Source organism: Candidatus Villigracilis vicinus, from assembly GCF_016702885.1.
Classification (GTDB): Bacteria; Chloroflexota; Anaerolineae; order Anaerolineales; family Villigracilaceae; genus Villigracilis; species Villigracilis vicinus.
Window position 1 is genome coordinate 136,290 of sequence record NZ_JADJDD010000026.1, and the last position, 16,771, is coordinate 153,060.

Here is a 16,771-nt window from a genome sequence, read left to right on the forward strand (position 1 = left end):
CCCTACATTTTTTTTACAACCCAACTTCTTTATTGAAATCGACGATCAACTCATCGATCTGGTCAGCTTGCTTCTGGACGCTTGTCCAGTAATCGGGTTGGTACCACTGGGCTTGAATTTCTTCGTAGGTCTTGCCTTGCTGTTCGACCCAGGTGTAATACTTGAGGTTATGCACGCGGCGGCGGTCGGTGTAGCGCAGCTCGAGCATATTGTCTGTAGACTGTCCGTGCAGGTAGCGGGCGAAGTCGGCGGCGGCGTTGACTTCGGAATATTCGCCGAATTCCTGGTGCATTTCATGCAGGCGCGAGCGATACAGTTCCATTGAGTCGGTCAGGACGGTGATCATCACGTCGTTCTCGTCCATCTCGTAATATTTGGCGGCTTTGATGCAGGAGAGCACGTTCGAGATGCCGGAGAAGCCAAGTAGGTCGAGCTTGTTGACGACGTCTTCAGAAACACCCATCTTAACCAGATAGGCTTTGCCGTTCTCTTCGTTGAATAGACGTGAGATGTTGACCACGGCGTTGTCGTCAATGGCGGTGATCATGTCGGTGTTCTTGCTGTTGTGAACCCAAGGGACGTGCTTATCGCCAATGCCTTCAATGCGATGTGCGCCGAAGCCATTCTCAAGCAGGGTCGGGCATTGCAGTGCTTCACTGGCGACGATCTTGGCGTCGGGATAAAGTTGCTTCATGTAATCGCCGGAAGCAATTGTGCCTGCCGAACCTGTCGCGGATGCGATGCCGCGGAAGCGTCCATTCTTGCCAGCCACTTGTTTGAAGACTTCTTCCATGGCGTGACCGGTGACTTCGTAATGCCAGAGGTAATTGCCGAATTCCTGGAACTGGTCGAAGATCATCAGGTCCTGCCCGGAGTTGCGCAGTTCCCAGCATTTATCGAAAATTTCTTTGACGTTTGATTCGGAGCCGGGGGTCTTGATGGTTTCGCCTGCGACTTTCTCCAGCCATTCGAAGCGTTCCTTCGACATACCTTCGGGCAGGATCGCAATTGATTCACACGCAAGCAGCGCAGAGTCATATGCGCCGCCGCGACAATAATTGCCCGTGGAGGGCCATACGGCTTTTTGCGTGGTCGGGTCGAATTGACCGGTGACCAGGCGCGGTACCAAACATGAGAACGCGGCGCCGACTTTATGCGCGCCGGTGGGGAACCATTTGCCGACGATGGCGATGATGCGGGCTTTGACTCCCGTCAGCGAAGAGGGCAGTTCGACGAAGTTGACTCCGCCATAAGTCCCGCCGGATGCGGTGGGTTGGTTGTGCCAGTTGATGCGGAAAAGATTGCGGGGGTGAATATCCCAGAGTCCGATGCCCTTCAATTCATCCTTTATTTTTGCAGGGATCTTTGAAGGGTCTTTCATTTGTGCGTAGGTGGGAATGATGATGTTGCGCTCTTTGGCGCGTTGAATGGCGCGGGCGCGGCGGTCTTTATGAATGGTCAGGTCAATTGTGGTCATTTGGGGTGCCTCCTGAAATTTGTCAGACAACTTGATTATAGCGCACAAGTTTATCAATATAAAGGGGGATTCTATTTCTAGGATGAATGTCTATAATGGGGTATGACGGAAGCGTTTTTTATTGGTATGAAAAAGGAGAAGACATGAGCAGTAATGTAAAGACCAGTGCGATCTCTGGATGTGTGATCTGGCTTGTTCTGATCTCATTCATTGGCAGTTGTATTCTCCCCATCTTTTTTGTGGTCGGAACGATCAGTTCATTCAGTGAATTTGCGATCCGAACCACGGGCGGATGGTTGTGCCCCGAAGGCACCACACCCCAAAGCCACACCTATGCCACGACATCTCGTGATGAGAACGGATTTGAGCACCCTGCCACGGGTTATGAATTGCAATGCGTTGATGCCAGCGGAGAAGTGGTGAAGACCGACCCAATCTTGTATTCCTTTATTTGGATCGGCATTTGGGCTGGGATCGGTTTGATCGTCTCTGCGGTGTTGACCTTCATCCTTGCCGTCCCTGGCGGGATGTTGGTGACGAGGGTGTTGAATAGTATGCGCGTAACACGTAGTAATCCAGTATAAAAAACGTGGAGGGGTCTCCCCGCCCGTTGTCATGGGGACGTCCTTGGAGCCCCTGTAGCATCTTGAACTCCTGAATAAACAGCCCCTAAAGACTGAGACTTTTAGGGGCTGTATGACTTACAAAAAGAAATAGATCACCAACAGCACCGCAATAATGGATCCATACAACAGTACGATGGTGAATGAACCAAAGACATCCCAAAACGAATGTTTTTTCTCGTTATAAAGATGAATGGGCATCTCAAATGGTCTAACCGCTTGGGGATGTTCCGAGATCCCTGCCACGTCATTGTAGATGCCTCTGAACTTTCGTTCCTGTTGAAGGTAATAGGTATCAAGACACCAGAAAATGAATGTTGGAAAGACCGCCAACAGCGCGAAGTTCTTGCTCCCCGTATTGGCATAGGAACCAAGCAGGGCAGTGACGACCACCAGCATCCAACTTTTCATTTGAAATGAGTTCGCCCCCATTCGACCGATCGCGCCCTGAATGAATTCCAAGTGTTTGATCTCGTGATCCGAAAGTTCAGCCTTCTTTTTCGTAGCCATGACTTTACCCTTTCTCTACCCGCGGATTTCCATCAATTATACGTCAGCAATCGGGTCTCGGCTGCTTGCGCTCGGCCACCAATCGTCAATCGTAAATCTAAAATCGCAAATCGTCTCACCACTTCTCCCAATGGACAACATCTTCGAATGCAGCCCGTCCGCCCTTCTTTGGCGGCGCGGATAACTTCGTCTCTTCAAGCGGGTATCCAAATGATAGCGCGATACGGGCATGCCACTCGGCTGGGAAGCCCAAGATCTCGCGTGCCTTTTCATGCTCATAAAGAGAGGCTGGCACCGAACCGACTCCCAATTCCCATGCGGCAAGCTGCATGAACGCCGCCGCCTGACCGGCATCGAACATGGTCTGAAATTTCTCCGTCGGTTCGGGAGTGAGAATTGCAACGGCGAGTGCTGCGCCTGCGAGATGTCCCGCCCATTCGCCGCAGGTCGAGAGTTCCTTCAGAATATCTTTATCGCGGATGGCAATGAATTGCCACGCCTGGTTATTTTTCGAAGACTGTGACCGCCTTCCTGAATTTAAGATGGCGTGAACCACGTCATCGGGCAGGGGCTTGTCCTGAAATTTCCGCACTGCGCGCTTCAACCGGATCGCATCTGATACCTTCATTTTTCACCTCGTCTGATTTGCTCTTGCGGTTAAAAGTATACATTCCCCCCGTCCAAATGTGTGGATTTTGAAAAAAACTGCTCCGCTAAGAAAGAGTCCGTCAGAGTTTCTCATCTTCAACTAAAATAAACCCCTTATAGTGTCTTTTGAGTTTTAAGTTCGACATTGAGGAATTATGCATGAGTGAATCGACCGGGTCCAATAGAGAGCGGCTTAAAGAGGGAATGAAGAAAGCCGCTTCACTTCTACGGAAAGGCTTGCCCTTTGCTTCGGGAGTTTTTGCCGCCCTTTTGGCTTTTCTAATTTATCACCTTGTTTTTGTCCTGCCCAACCAGCTCAGTGAGGAGGATGTCAACCAGACGGTTGCAGTGGCGATCGGGTCAGCGACTCCACCTCCGGCATATTCGGCGCAGGTGTACGAGGTCATTCAACCGTCACTGGTGCTGATCCAGACGGAGGAAAGGCATCAGGACGCTGAATCAGATTTCGGCTTGGGCAGCGGCGTGATCGTCGACTCGTTCGGCGACATCCTCACCAGTCTGCATGTGATCTCAGGCGCGAGCCGCATCAAGGTCACATTTGCAGATGGTACCGAATCAGAAGCACAGGTAATTAAAGAAGTGCCCGAACTCGACCTTGCCGTCCTTCAGGCATTGGATACGCCGCTGGTGATCGTTCCGGCTGTATTGGGCAACCCTGCGAATATGCGGGTGGGGGATGAGGCGTTTGCGGTGGGACACCCGTTTGGGTTGTATGGTTCCATGAGTGCCGGGGTGATCTCCGGCTTTGACCGTACGTTCAAAATGCCGGATAGCAATGTGGTCATTCCCGGTATGATCCAATTTGATGCGGCGGTAAACCCGGGGAATTCCGGCGGTCCGTTAGTGAATCGCGCCGGGCAGGTGATCGGCATTGTGACCGGGTTGTTGAATCCTACAGATGCTAATTTCTTTATCGGTATCGGGTTCGCTGTTCCGATCAACACCGCTGTTGGCGGCATGGGCGGCTCACCGCCGTATTAGTATAAATACTTCATGTGCTTATGAGATTGTTTTGTGTGGATGAACACCGCCTGAAACAACGACGAACATAATAAGGAGACTCAAGTATGGAACAATCAAATCGTGAGAACAAACTTCCGATGGAACAGGTGTTATACGAAGTAAAGAAGGTCATTGTAGGGCAGGATCATTTGCTTGAACGGCTGATCGTGGCATTGCTCGCTCGTGGACATATCCTAGTGGAAGGTGTGCCGGGTTTGGCAAAGACCATGGCGATCAAGACGCTGGCAGATACCGTCGGCGGCGAGTTCAAACGTATTCAGTTCACACCAGACCTTGTCCCTGCGGACTTGATCGGTACACGCATCTACAACCAGAAAACGGGTGAATTCAACACTTCGCTCGGACCGGTTTTCACAAATTTATTGCTTGCGGATGAGATCAACCGTGCGCCTGCCAAGGTGCAAAGCGCACTGCTCGAAGTGATGCAGGAACGCCAAGTGACCATTGGGCGTGAGACCTTCAAGGTACCAACCCCGTTTTTGGTGCTGGCAACCCAAAACCCCATCGAGACCGAAGGAACTTATCCACTGCCTGAAGCGCAGGTGGACCGTTTTATGCTCAAGGTTTTGATCGGCTACCCAACCTCCACCGAAGAATTCGTGATCGTGGAACGCATGACGAGTGCGATCACGGCAGTGCAAAAAGTGATCACCACCGACCAGTTGGTGGAATTGCAAAAGATGGCAGACAAGGTCTATGTTGACCCGGTGTTGATCGAGTATGCCGTCAAATTGGTGACCGCCACCCGCAGCCCCAAAACAGTAGACCTGCCAGACCTCGAACATTACATTACATTTGGAGCCAGTCCGCGTGCTTCGATCAATTTGATCCTGGCTGCCAAGGCGATCGCTTTCGTACGTGGTCGTACGTATGCCCTGCCGCAGGATGTGGTGGATATGGCTCTGGATGTTATCCGGCACAGACTGGTGCTTTCTTATGAAGCATTATCTGATGAAGTGACCAGTGACGATATCCTGGAAAAGATCCTTGAGCGCATTCCCGTCCCTGTGGTGCCACTGAATGAACACACCAATATCCGCGCGAACTCCTGAGCGCATCCTGCATCGACTGGACTGGCAGGTGATCCGCCGCCTGGACGGTTATTTGCAGGGTGATTATCGCAGTCTGTTTCGCGGCTCTGGTATGGATTTTGCCGACTTGCGTGAATATCAACCGCAGGATGATATCCGTTACATTGACTGGAACGTCAGTGCGCGCATGGACACGCCTTACGTCCGTGAATATATGGAAGACCGCGAGATCATTGCTTGGTTCCTGCTGGACCTGAGCCCATCTGTCGATTTTGGTGCGTTGGATAACCCAAAGCGGAATGTGCTGATCGATTTTGTCGGCACGCTTTCACGCCTGCTGACCCGGCACGGGAATCGCGTCGGGGCGGTGATGTTTGGGAGCGGTCTCCAGCATACGGTCCCTGCCAAAAGCGGACGGCTGCATGTGTTGCGTCTTCTGAATGATCTGCTCAAGCAGCCGCGTCTCACACGCACGCCTTTGACCGATCTTTCCACGCTGATCAAGGGGGCGTTGCACACCATTAGAAAGCGTTCGCTCGTTTTTGTCGTCTCTGATTTCATCAGCGTGCCGGGCTGGGAGCGTACATTGAGTTTACTCAGCCAGCGGCATGAAGTTATCGCGATCCGTTTGCTGGATCCGCGTGAGTTGACCTTGCCGGATGTCGGGCATGTCATCCTTGAAGATGCGGAAACCGGCGAGCAGGTTTATGTGGATACGAGCGATAAAAAATTTCGTCAACGTTTTGCTGAAGCGGCGCAGAAGCGTGAGGCGGCATTGAACGAAGCCTTTAAACATGCCGGTGTGGATGTGTTGACGCTTTCCACCGAAGCGGACTTGATCCATGCCATTGCAAGTTTTGTGATGCTGCGTCGTCAGCGCCGAAAGTGACGGGAGATGTGATTACCTTTATTTGGGAGAGCTTTCTCTGGTCACTGATCTTGATCCCCATGCTGGTCCTGTTGTATCTGAACATGCAGGGGCAGCGTCAGGAAATGGCAAAGCGTTATGGAAGTTTAGGGTTGGTGCGCCAGGCATCTGGGCGCGACGTGGGGGTGAGGCGGCATATTCCCGCCATTCTGTTCCTGCTTGGGCTGACGGTCCTATTTTTCGCATTGGCGCGTCCGCGGGTGATCGTCCGCTTGCCGAAGGTGGAAGGGATCGTTATTCTGGCTTTCGACGTTTCCGGCAGTATGGCAGCAGAGGACTTTTCTCCAAATCGGCTGGAAGCCGCAAAAACGGTGGCGGTCGATTTCGTGGAACGTCAGCCGCCCACGGTGAAGGTTGGTGTGGTGGCGTTTAGTGAAGGCGGCATCACCGTGCAGATCCCTTCGAACGACCAGAAGGCTGTCATTGATGCCATAAATCGACTCACGCCGCAGCGCGGCACGTCGCTGGCAAATGGGATCGTGGTTTCGTTAAATACCATTGCCAACTTCACCGGCGATGAACCGATCACCAATTTGGACCGTATCGATATGCCTGTGCCCACGGCGCCCGCCGCCGCACCAGATGAGTCTGTTTCGATCATCCTTTTTACTGATGGCGAAAATAATATGGATCCAGATCCGTTGAATGCAGCCATGTACGCGGCGGAACGCGGGGTTCGCATTCACACCATTGCCATCGGCAGTACCGAAGGCGTGGAGTTGACCATCAACGGTTTCACTGTTTTTACCCAGGTAAACGAAGCCGCCCTAAAAGAACTCTCAGACCTTACTGATGGGGTCTACTTCAACGCTCAAAAAGAAGGCGACCTGAATAATGCCTATGCAATCATTGAGCCAGGGTTAAGAGTTGCCTACGAAGAAACAGAAGTTACCGCGATCTTTGCTGCTGTCAGCATTTTGTTGTTCCTGCTCGGCGGCATTTTATCGCTATTGTGGTTTAGCCGTGTGCCGTAAGAGCCAATATCCACATCCTACTCTTTACGAGTTGGAGTGTGGTCGGCACTGGAGGTTGTAATGGATTTACTTTGGTCGCCAGTTTTATATTTATTTGCTTTGATCCCGATCTTGATCCTGGGATATGCTGTCATTTTGCGCAGGCATAAACCGTATGCGGTGCGTTACTCCAGCCTGTCGCTGATCCGTGAAGCGCTGCCGAAGCAGGCGCAATGGAAGCGGCATTTCCCCTTTATTTTATTTCTTCTGGCGGTATCCAGCCTGATCATGGCAATGACCCGCCCAATGTCCACTGTGACGCTGCCTTCCACCAACTCAACGATCATCCTTGCCATTGATGTGTCACGCAGTATGTGCTCGACCGATATTGAGCCAAACCGGTTGGAGGCTGCCAAGGCGGCGGCGCTGCAATTCATCGAATCACAGGATGCTGATACTCAGATCGGGATCGTTGTCTTTGCCGGTTTTGCTGCTATTGCCCAACCTCCCACCAAGGATCGCACCTTGTTGACCGCTGCGATCACGAACATTGCAACTGCCCGCCGGACGGCGATCGGTGAGGGCATTCTTATGTCCATCAACGCCATAGCAGAAATTGATAATTCGGTGATCAGTCCGTATTCTTCTGTATCGTTCGTGCCATTGCCCGAAGGGGAATACGTCCCTGCGATCATTGTCCTGCTTACAGACGGTGTGACCACATCTGGTATTTTGCCGGTGGACGCCGCCCAAATGGCAAAAGACCGCGGCATCCGTGTTTACACCATTGGGTTCGGTACTGCAAACAACTCTGCCCCAATGAACTGTGACCCTTATTCCCCTCAGCCTGAATCTCAAGACCAGTTTGCTCCAGGCATCGATCCTTTTTTTGGAGGGGGAGGCGGCAACTTCCGGCGTGAGATCGATGAAGAGACTCTCAAGGAAGTGGCTTCCATGACTGGTGGTTCCTATCATCTTGCCGAAACCTCAGCTGAATTGCAGCAAGTCTTCGATAACCTGCCAACCCAGGTATTCATGGTGACTGAAACCACAGAGATCAGCGTCATTTTTGTGGCAATTGGAGCTTTGTTTTTCGTGCTGGCGATCCTTTTGTCGCTACGTTGGAATCCATTGTTATAGAAGAATGATCTCGACACAAAGACCGCGAAGAGAGGAACTCTCTTCGCGGTCTTTGTGTGTAGGACTGGCTCACTCCATCTCAATTCAAAAAAACTGATACGGGTATAATTCTTCAAATGGATGAACACCTTCAATTCAAGCCCTTTGGCTTGTCTGCTTTTGCTCTTGCGCTTATAGGTTGGGGTGGGTTGTATTTGATCGTTTCCATGACCCTGCCCTTTGTCTGGTCACGTTGGGGGTTCTTTGCCCTACTGCTTATGGCACTGACCGGCACTGTGCTTCCCATAGTTTACTTCCTTCACCAACGCTTTCCCACCGACCCGCCCGCCGATGCCAATGTGCTCATTCGTCAGGCGATGTGGGTGGGTGTGTATGGAGCCACACTTGCCTGGCTGCAGCTTGGTCGTCTTGTGACCTTGTACGTAATCCTTGGTCTGGCTGGCGGCTTGATCGCCGCCGAGTATTTCATTCGTATCCGCGAGAAAGCCAATCGTCGCCCGCCTATGATCCACGATGACAACCCTTCGTAACCTTCCCTCTATCGAACAACTCTTACAAACCGAGACAACCGCGCAATTCATTGCGCGGTTCGGACGCCCACTCACATTGGATGCGCTCCGCCAAACCTTGGATGATATCCGTGCGCGCTTCAAACTAAATCCCGAAGCTGGGGTGCCATCCACTGAAGCGATCCTCACTCAAGCCGAATCCACTCTCACCGCATGGACGACGTCCACTCTACACCCCGTCATCAATGCCACCGGCGTGATCTTGCATACGAACCTTGGGCGTGCCCCCATGAGCGATGCGACCATTCATGCCATGGACCTGGTCTCGCGCAGCTATTCCAATCTTGAATTTGACCTTGAAACAGGCAAGCGCGGCTCAAGGTTGATCCATGCCGAGTCTATTTTGCAGAAACTCACCGGCGCAGAAGCAGCTCTGGTGGTCAATAACTGTGCTTCGGCTGTCTTGTTGACCCTTTCTGCTTTGGCAAACAAAAAGCGTGTGGTCATTGCTCGCTCGCAGTTGGTGGAGATCGGTGGTGGGTTCCGTGTACCCGATGTCATGAAACAATCTGGCGCAAAGCTTGTAGAAGTAGGCACGACCAACAAAGTTCGCACAGCCGATTACGCCGCAGAGTTCGAAGAACCGACCGCATTAGTCATGCGTGCGCATCGTTCCAACTTCAAGATTGTTGGTTTTACCGAAGAGCCAAATTTCAAGGATATTGTGGATGCTGCTCATAAGGCGGGTGTTCCGGTCGTAGATGATCTTGGCTCAGGCGCCTTGTATGACACCGCCAAATACGGTTTCTCTCACGAGCCGACCGTACAAGAATCCATGCAGGCAGGCGCAGATGTGATTCTCTTTTCCGGCGATAAATTGCTTGGTGGTCCGCAGGCGGGTATTATCATTGGCAGGAAAGCCTTGCTTGATAAGATCAAGAAACACCCGCTTGCCAGAGCTGTCCGCGCGGATAAGGCTTGCCTGGCGGGCTTGTCTGCAACACTCACACATTACCTTAAGGATGAAGCCGAGCGGGAAATCCCCATTTTGAAGATGATGTCCCTGACGCTGAAACAGGTTCAGGGGAGGGCAGAGGCGTGGCGTGCCGCATTGGGTCAGGGCGTAGTTATCGAAGGTCGATCTACTGTGGGCGGCGGTTCGCTGCCAGAAGAATCCATCCCCACTTATTTGCTTGAGTTGCAAGTGAAATCTGCCGATAAATTTTTGCGTGCTTTGAGAAGGAACAGTCCTCCCATCATCGCCAGAACTGAAAATGATAAGGTCCTGCTCGATCCTCGTACTGTTCTGCCTGAACAAGAGGGTGCATTATTGGTTGGGTTGAAGAACTGCTTAAAGCCCTAAGATGTTCGGTCAAACCAGGTCATCCATAAAAAAGGAAAACAAATGAAATCAGATCTCGATGCCATTATGCAAGCCCGTGATTTAGATGCGTTCATTGTTTTTGGGAACGCCGAAAATAATCCGCCCATGTATTACCTGACGGGTGGCGGACATGTCAGCCATGCCACCATCATCAAAAAGCGCGGAGAGGAACCCGTCTATTTTTTCAATGATATGGAGCGGGACGAAGCCGCCAAAAGCGGACTGAAGCTGATTCCCTATACCAAGTATGACTACAACGAATGTATGCAAAAAGCCGACGGGAATCAGTTGCTGGCAAATGCCTTGCGTTATCAGATGATGTTTAGTGATGTTGGTGTTTCCCAGGGGAAGGTGGGGGTATATGGGCATTATGATGTTAGTTCGGTGTTTGGCGCTTTGAGCCACCTTCAAAAGTTGATGCCGGGGCTTGAGTTTGTTGGTGAGGCACGGGATGAGTCGATATTCTTACGTGCCATGGAAACCAAGGATGAGAACGAAGTAGCACGCATCCGCAAGATGGGGCAGATCACCACGGCAGTTGTGGCGAAGGTCCGCGACTATCTTACTTCCTGTGATGTGCGTAACGATGAAGTTCTTCTCAAAGAAGATGGCACGCCGCTTTCTGTGGGCGATGTGCATTCAAGGATCCGTTTATGGGTAGCCGAGCATGGTGCGGAACTTCCTTCCGGCTTCATCTTTGCCATCGGGCGCGATGCGGGTGTTCCGCACTCCGCTGGCAACCCAACCGACCTGATGCGCCTCGGTCAGACGATTGTCTTTGATATCTATCCTGCTGAAGCGGGCGGCGGTTATTACTATGACTTCACCCGCACCTGGAGCCTCGGGTACACCACACCCGAAGCGCAGAAGTTGTTCGACCAGGTCAAGGAGATCTATGATACGTTGAACGATAACTTTGACCTGAACGTGGCGTTCAAAGATTACAACAAGATGACCTGCGATTATTTTGACTCGAAGGGTCATCAGACTCCGATGAATACCAAGGCGCCTATTGAGGGCTACGTCCACAGTTTGGGGCATGGTGTCGGCTTGAACATCCATGAACGTCCATTTAGCGGCTTGACCGCAGGCGATGACCAACGCCTCAAACCCGGCGTGATCATCACCTCCGAGCCGGGCTTGTATTACCCTGAAAAAGGGATGGGTTTCCGTATCGAAGATACACTTTGGGTGCGCCCCGATGGTGTGATGGAAAAACTGGCAGACTACCCGTATGATTTTGTCCTGCCGATGAAAAAATGGAAGAAGAAATAATAATGACGGATGATGGTTCATAAAAAGCCCATCCTCTGTCGTCCGTGGTCTATCGTCCCTAAATGATCCATCTCCAATCTCTTACCCCTCGTCCTTTCCCTGAAAGCGAAATAGACGAATTCCCATTCACAGTTCCGGTGATTCGCTCTCTCCCCGAGATCAAGTTCACCGCGCCTGTGACCTTTTTTGTGGGGGAGAATGGCTCTGGTAAATCGACGGTGATGGAGGCGCTGGCTTGTGCGGTCGAGTCCATTACGGTGGGCAGTGAAAGCGTAAAGACCGATAAGACTCTCGCTCCGATCCGTAAGCTGGCAAAGTATTTCAAGCTGGTATGGACAAAGCGCACGCACAAAGGGTTCTTTATGCGCGCCGAGGATTTCTTCGGCTATGCCCGCTCTATGCGTGAGACGCGTGAAGAATTGGAAGAAGAATTAACGAATGTTGACCGTGATTACAAAGGGCGCTCAAAGCTTGCACAAGACCTGGCACGCTCGGCATATTCCGGTCAGCTGGCGGCGATGAAACACCGCTACGGCAAAGACTTGGATAATTTCTCGCATGGCGAAGCTTTCCTTACGTTGTTCCAGGCGCGTTTTGTCCCCGGTGGTTTGTATCTGTTGGATGAACCCGAGGCGGCGCTTTCGCCGTCCCGGCAGCTCAGTTTCCTTTCGGCACTCAAGCAAATGGTCGAGCAGGAGGCGCAGTTCGTCATCGCCACACATTCGCCGATCATCCTCGCCTTCCCTGAAGCGCAGATCCTCAGCTTTGAGAATGGCATGATAAAACAAGTAAAATATGAAGACCTTGAACACGTTCGTTTGACAAGGGATTTTCTGGAAAACCCACAATCTTTTTTGCGGCATTTAATGTAGTAGGAATTTTTACATGTTAAAGTCACGCACATTTCTATATTCACTTATTGGGCTTTCGGCTGTGCTGGCGCTGGTCATTGGCGGGTTTTATTTGTACGATACGTTCCGGGTTCAGACGGTGGTGATCGCTACAAATGAAGAAGGCAGTCAGAGTTACATCATCATGGATGCGCTGGCAAAAGCTGTCCAGAATCGCGATCCGCGAATCAGGATCAGGCTCGTGCAAACGGGCGGCTCGACCCAGATCATGGACCTGTTGCGTACCCATCAAGCCGATTTTGGCACCGCTCAATTGGATGCAGAATTGAACGATCAAGTGCAAACTGTGGCTTTGTTATATCCACAGGTATTTCATATGATCGTCAAAACAGATTCAGATATTCGCACCCCGGCGGATCTACGAGGGAAGAAGATCGCCACTTCTTCTCAAAGCGGCGGCGGATTCCAATCCGTTTTTGATCTGCTCTCCTATTACGGCGTCACAGCCGATGACGTGGAAGTGATCCCATTTGAAGATGGTACACTGCGGGATGAAGCATTTATCAATGGCGAGGTAGATGCCATGTTCCGCGCGAATACCATTGGCAACGCAAGCCTGCGTGAGTTGGCCGCAAAAACGAATATCCGCTTTCTGCAGCTAGAGCAATTTGATGCCATGCGCATCCAATACCCGTTTTTGTTTCAATATGTCCTTCCAAAGGGCACTTACCTGGCGGCAGACCCGGTTACGCCAATGCAAGATACAAAGATCGTGGGCGTGCCGACCATTCTGTTCGTCAATGCGAATGTGGATGAAGAGATCGTCCATTTATTCACAGAAGTGATCTTTGAGCATCAAAATGACATTGTCCAAAAGACCACACAAGGGATATGGATCGAATCTCCCGTGGCGTATCAAACCATTGTTCCCGCCATTCATCCCGGTGCGCTTGCCCATTACAACAGTGATGAACCCGGATTTTTTGTGCGGTATTACACCGAATTCAGTTTATTATTCACTTTTGGTCCAGTGCTGGTTTCGATCTACTTTGCCTTGCTTGCCAGGTTTCAGGAAAGGCAGAAATCGGCGGCGTCTCAATATAATTTGGAGCTCGCCAAACTGCTCGCCGACCTGACCTACACAAAGAAATTGCGTGTCGTGCAATATATTGAACGCAGCTTGTTCGAGTCGCTGAATGAAGTAGTGGAAGCCGTGGAAGATGGCAAGATCTCATCAGCAGACCTTCAATTATATTCTTTGGTCTGGGAAAAGGCCATGGATGCTGTCCGGCGGCGGTACGATACCTTGAAGAAACCGGTTCGAAGAAAGAAAAAGATAATCAAATGAGCGAATTAAAACCAGCCAGAATCCTAGCCATTGAGACCTCCTGTGATGAGACCGCCTGTGCCATCCTTGAAAATGGACGGGCGTTACTTTCATCTGTAGTGGCTTCTCAAATGGAGATCCATGCCCGTTATGGCGGCGTATTTCCCGAAGTGGCATCACGCCAGCATGTATTAAGTATCACGCCGGTCGTTCAACAATCGCTTGCTCAAGCGCACTTGACCCTCAACGATATTGATGCCATTGCCGTTACACAAGGACCCGGTCTCGCCGGTTCGCTCATTGTGGGTATGAACATGGCAAAAGGCATGGCGCTTGCGATGGATAAGCCGCTTGTTGGCGTGAATCATTTGGAAGGGCATATTTATTCTTCATGGGTTTATGAGGCAGGAGAGAAGGCTCCACCTGCGCCGGAGTTCCCGCTCATGGCGCTGCTCGTTTCGGGCGGTCACACTGAATTGAATTTGATGACCGATCATTTGACCTATCAACGCCTCGGCTCGACCTTGGATGATGCCGCCGGGGAAGCCTTCGATAAGGTGGCTCGACTACTGGAATTACCGTATCCGGGTGGACCGTCTATTCAGAAAGCGGCAGAGGAAGGCGAACCAACCCGCTTCAATTTTCCCCGTGCCTGGCTCGATGGAACCTGGAATTTTTCCTTCAGTGGAGTGAAAACCTCGGTACTGTATGAGGTAAATGAACTGAAGAAACGCAGTAATGGGCTCCCCGTACATGATCTGGCGGCGTCTTTCCAGAAAGCTGTGGTGGATGTGCTTTTCAAAAAGACGATGAATGCGGCGCGTGAATTTGGCGCAAAACAGATCCTGGTGGCAGGTGGTGTTTCTGCCAACCGCGCCTTGCGTCAGGCGTTCAAGGCACAGACGGAATTCCCTGTTCACATTCCGCCCATTTCACTGTGTACGGACAATGCCGCGATGATCGGTGCCGCGGGATATTTCCGTTATGCACTTGGGCATGTCTCCGAAATGGAGATGGATGTGCTGCCTGCCTGGCCGTTGTCGTAGAATAAGTTCTATGCAGTTAAAAGACCAAACCCCCAGCCGCTTGCCCGAGCGAATGGGGGTTTGACATCAGGAGAATGCAATGCTTATTATATACTCCGAGTTTAATGGTTCCTGAAGTTTGCTTAAGGATTGGATTAGAGGAATAAGAACTTATTGGAATGCCTCAAAATGAAAACCCCGCTTTATGGATGAAAATATCCAGGAAAGCGGGGTTTTTGTTGGTGCTCAAGCACTATTGCAGGGCTGAGATTAAATTTTCCATAGTTAGTGGACCTTCACGCAAAATGACGGGAGTTTCTCCTGTACAGTCCACCAAGGTGGATGGAATGCCGCCGGGCGTGTTTCCACCATCGAGAATCAGTGGGATGCGTCCGTTTAGTTGATCATAAACCTCTTGAACGCTGATAGGGCTTTGCCTGCCGGAGATATTGGCAGAAGTGACGGCCATGGGTCCGGCAGCTCGTAAAAGCGCCAGAGCGTCGGGGTGATTGGGAATGCGTACGGCAACGGTCTGAGTGGCAGATACGGCTGGAGGGAGACTTGGCTGTTTTGGGATGATACAGGTCAACGGTCCGGGCCAGAAGCGGGCGGCAAGGCGCAAAGCCATATCTGGAATGTTGAGTCCGATCACCTCGAGGTCTTTTAGGTCTCCGATCAGAATGGGAATCGCTTTTTCAAGCGGGCGATCTTTGGCAGTGTAGATGCTTTCGATGGCGGCATTATCGAATGCGAGCGCACCGACGCCATAGACGGTGTCGGTGGGGAAGGCGACGATGCCGCCGTTTTTTAGAACATCCAGCGCGGGTTGGAGTTGTGCAGCGGGGCGAACTTCAGTTTTCACGATTATTGATCTCGCTTAAAAAGACGCGGACAACTTCCGGGTCGAATTGTTTGCCCGCTTCAGATTTGATATATTCCAATGCTTCATGAGTTGGCATTGCTGCGCGATAGGGACGGTCGTGGGTGAGGGCATCGAACACATCTACGATGGCATAGATGCGTGCTTCAAGCGGTATGGTCTCACCGGATAGCCCATGCGGATAGCCTGTGCCATCCCATTTTTCATGGTGATAGCGCGGAATGTTCAAGGCTGGTTTGAGATAGTCGATCGGCGATAATAAGTCCAGGGCGATCTGGGGGTGCAGGCGCATGATACGCATTTCCTGTTCGGTGAGCGGACCTTTTTTATGCAGGATGTCATCGGGGATGCCGAGCTTGCCGATGTCGTGCAGAAGCGCGCCGCGATAGATATGGACGAGCATATCTTCTGAAAAGCCCATTCTACGGGCAATGCGAATGGTCAATTCGGTGACGCGTTTTGAATGTCCTTGTGTTTCCCGGTCGCGTACTTCGAGTGCGCGTGACCAGCCTTCAAGCGTGGTAGCGTATGCAGCCTGGATCTCACTATTTGATTTTTTTAGTGTATCCACAAGGGTCTGATTTCTTTTAAGCGTACGTTCAAGTTGGTTGGCGGTTGCCCAGGTCATGAAGGCGAGTGCAAATAATGCCATGACCGCTGTAAGATTATATTCCCAGGTGTAGCCGCTTATTAAGCTGCTGATCGTGTATCCTGTTGCGGTGAGCCCGGCATACCAAAAGGAACTGGATGGGCGGATGATGAAACTGGACATCCCGATCGGAAGCGCGAAAATAACCATGAGGTATTCAATATATTTTGCGTCGCTTAAGAACACACCGGCAAGGATCGAAAAACTGATGGCAAGGTTGGCTGTCAGGAAGACCTTGCCTTTTTGATTCATTTTCCAAAAGATGTGCAATGGAATAAAGACCAGCAGGTCTTCGATTAGATAGATCGTATATTCATAGGTAGGATGAAGGATGAGTACAACCGCAGTATTTACGACGGAATAATTCAAAAGCCCCCAACATAAGCCGATGAACAGAGCGAGCAGTTCGCCTTTGCGCCTGATGCTTGGGTCGTCAGTTTCGATGTGGGTCAGTAATTGGAGTAGACCCTGCCATGTGAACTTTCCCTTGTTCCTGCTCATTTTTTCATTATATCTT

Annotated in this window: 17 protein-coding genes; 12 read left to right on the top strand and 5 right to left on the bottom strand. The window is 51.2% G+C overall.

Translation table 11 applies throughout. The features are described 5' to 3' along the window. Window positions 1-13 precede the first annotated feature (13 nt). Window positions 14-1,477 (bottom strand): pyridoxal-phosphate dependent enzyme, encoded by a 1,464-nt coding sequence (locus IPG80_RS19315; RefSeq protein ID WP_345110522.1) that lies wholly within the window; start codon window positions 1,475-1,477, stop codon window positions 14-16. A 143-nt stretch (window positions 1,478-1,620) separates the two neighbouring features. Here IPG80_RS19315 and IPG80_RS19320 point away from each other — a divergent pair, with 143 nt between their 5' ends. Then, complete coding sequence (locus tag IPG80_RS19320; protein ID WP_345110524.1) at window positions 1,621-2,061, top strand: hypothetical protein; 441 nt, start codon at window positions 1,621-1,623, stop codon at window positions 2,059-2,061. Window positions 2,062-2,178: 117 nt separating this feature from the next. Here the strand turns inward: IPG80_RS19320 and IPG80_RS19325 are convergent, their stop codons facing one another. Continuing rightward, window positions 2,179-2,610, bottom strand: a complete 432-nt coding sequence (locus tag IPG80_RS19325; RefSeq protein WP_345110526.1) for a hypothetical protein — start codon at window positions 2,608-2,610, stop codon at window positions 2,179-2,181. Between the two features lie 115 nt (window positions 2,611-2,725). Continuing rightward, window positions 2,726-3,238, bottom strand: a complete 513-nt coding sequence (locus tag IPG80_RS19330) for a nitroreductase family protein (RefSeq protein WP_345110528.1) — start codon at window positions 3,236-3,238, stop codon at window positions 2,726-2,728. Between the two features lie 179 nt (window positions 3,239-3,417). Between IPG80_RS19330 and IPG80_RS19335 the strand changes: the two genes are divergently transcribed. The 11 genes from IPG80_RS19335 to tsaD all read left to right on the top strand — a co-directional run bounded on the left by IPG80_RS19335 (window position 3,418) and on the right by tsaD (window position 14,746). Next, window positions 3,418-4,260 (top strand): trypsin-like peptidase domain-containing protein, encoded by an 843-nt coding sequence (locus IPG80_RS19335; RefSeq protein WP_345110531.1) that lies wholly within the window; start codon window positions 3,418-3,420, stop codon window positions 4,258-4,260. A gap of 86 nt (window positions 4,261-4,346) precedes the next feature. Further along, the gene (locus IPG80_RS19340) at window positions 4,347-5,354 is read left to right on the top strand and encodes a MoxR family ATPase (protein WP_345110534.1); all 1,008 of its coding nucleotides are present in this window, start codon (window positions 4,347-4,349) and stop codon (window positions 5,352-5,354) included. Then, a complete protein-coding gene (locus tag IPG80_RS19345; RefSeq protein ID WP_345110537.1) occupies window positions 5,323-6,222 on the top strand; it encodes a DUF58 domain-containing protein in 900 nt (299 codons plus the stop codon). Before IPG80_RS19340 ends, IPG80_RS19345 begins: the two co-directional genes overlap by 32 nt. A gap of 8 nt (window positions 6,223-6,230) precedes the next feature. After that, window positions 6,231-7,235 carry a VWA domain-containing protein gene (locus IPG80_RS19350; RefSeq protein ID WP_345110540.1) on the top strand — a complete coding sequence of 335 codons (1,005 nt, stop codon included), beginning with the start codon at window positions 6,231-6,233 and terminating at the stop codon, window positions 7,233-7,235. Window positions 7,236-7,295: 60 nt separating this feature from the next. Next, on the top strand, window positions 7,296-8,354 hold the full coding sequence (locus IPG80_RS19355; RefSeq protein WP_345110543.1) for a VWA domain-containing protein: 1,059 nt from the start codon (window positions 7,296-7,298) through the stop codon (window positions 8,352-8,354). A 116-nt stretch (window positions 8,355-8,470) separates the two neighbouring features. Then, window positions 8,471-8,884, top strand: coding sequence for a hypothetical protein (locus IPG80_RS19360; protein ID WP_345110546.1), 414 nt, complete (start codon window positions 8,471-8,473; stop codon window positions 8,882-8,884). Further along, window positions 8,868-10,226 carry an L-seryl-tRNA(Sec) selenium transferase gene (selA, locus tag IPG80_RS19365; protein WP_345110549.1) on the top strand — a complete coding sequence of 453 codons (1,359 nt, stop codon included), beginning with the start codon at window positions 8,868-8,870 and terminating at the stop codon, window positions 10,224-10,226. Before IPG80_RS19360 ends, selA begins: the two co-directional genes overlap by 17 nt. 42 nt (window positions 10,227-10,268) lie before the next feature. Next, a complete protein-coding gene (locus IPG80_RS19370; protein WP_345110552.1) occupies window positions 10,269-11,522 on the top strand; it encodes a Xaa-Pro peptidase family protein in 1,254 nt (417 codons plus the stop codon). 62 nt (window positions 11,523-11,584) lie between these two features. Continuing rightward, the gene (locus tag IPG80_RS19375) at window positions 11,585-12,394 is read left to right on the top strand and encodes an AAA family ATPase (RefSeq protein ID WP_345110556.1); all 810 of its coding nucleotides are present in this window, start codon (window positions 11,585-11,587) and stop codon (window positions 12,392-12,394) included. A 13-nt stretch (window positions 12,395-12,407) separates the two neighbouring features. Beyond that, window positions 12,408-13,721: a TAXI family TRAP transporter solute-binding subunit gene (locus tag IPG80_RS19380; RefSeq protein ID WP_345110559.1), complete on the top strand. Its 1,314-nt coding sequence runs from the start codon at window positions 12,408-12,410 to the stop codon at window positions 13,719-13,721. Further along, window positions 13,718-14,746 carry a tRNA (adenosine(37)-N6)-threonylcarbamoyltransferase complex transferase subunit TsaD gene (tsaD, locus tag IPG80_RS19385; protein ID WP_345110562.1) on the top strand — a complete coding sequence of 343 codons (1,029 nt, stop codon included), beginning with the start codon at window positions 13,718-13,720 and terminating at the stop codon, window positions 14,744-14,746. The genes IPG80_RS19380 and tsaD overlap by 4 nt, the downstream gene beginning before the upstream one ends. A gap of 232 nt (window positions 14,747-14,978) precedes the next feature. Here the strand turns inward: tsaD and IPG80_RS19390 are convergent, their stop codons facing one another. Together IPG80_RS19390 and IPG80_RS19395 are read right to left on the bottom strand one after the other, a co-directional pair. Further along, window positions 14,979-15,587, bottom strand: a complete 609-nt coding sequence (locus IPG80_RS19390; protein ID WP_345110565.1) for an L-threonylcarbamoyladenylate synthase — start codon at window positions 15,585-15,587, stop codon at window positions 14,979-14,981. Then, window positions 15,577-16,755, bottom strand: a complete 1,179-nt coding sequence (locus IPG80_RS19395; protein ID WP_345110568.1) for an HD-GYP domain-containing protein — start codon at window positions 16,753-16,755, stop codon at window positions 15,577-15,579. The genes IPG80_RS19390 and IPG80_RS19395 overlap by 11 nt, the downstream gene beginning before the upstream one ends. Between the last annotated feature and the right edge of the window lie 16 nt (window positions 16,756-16,771).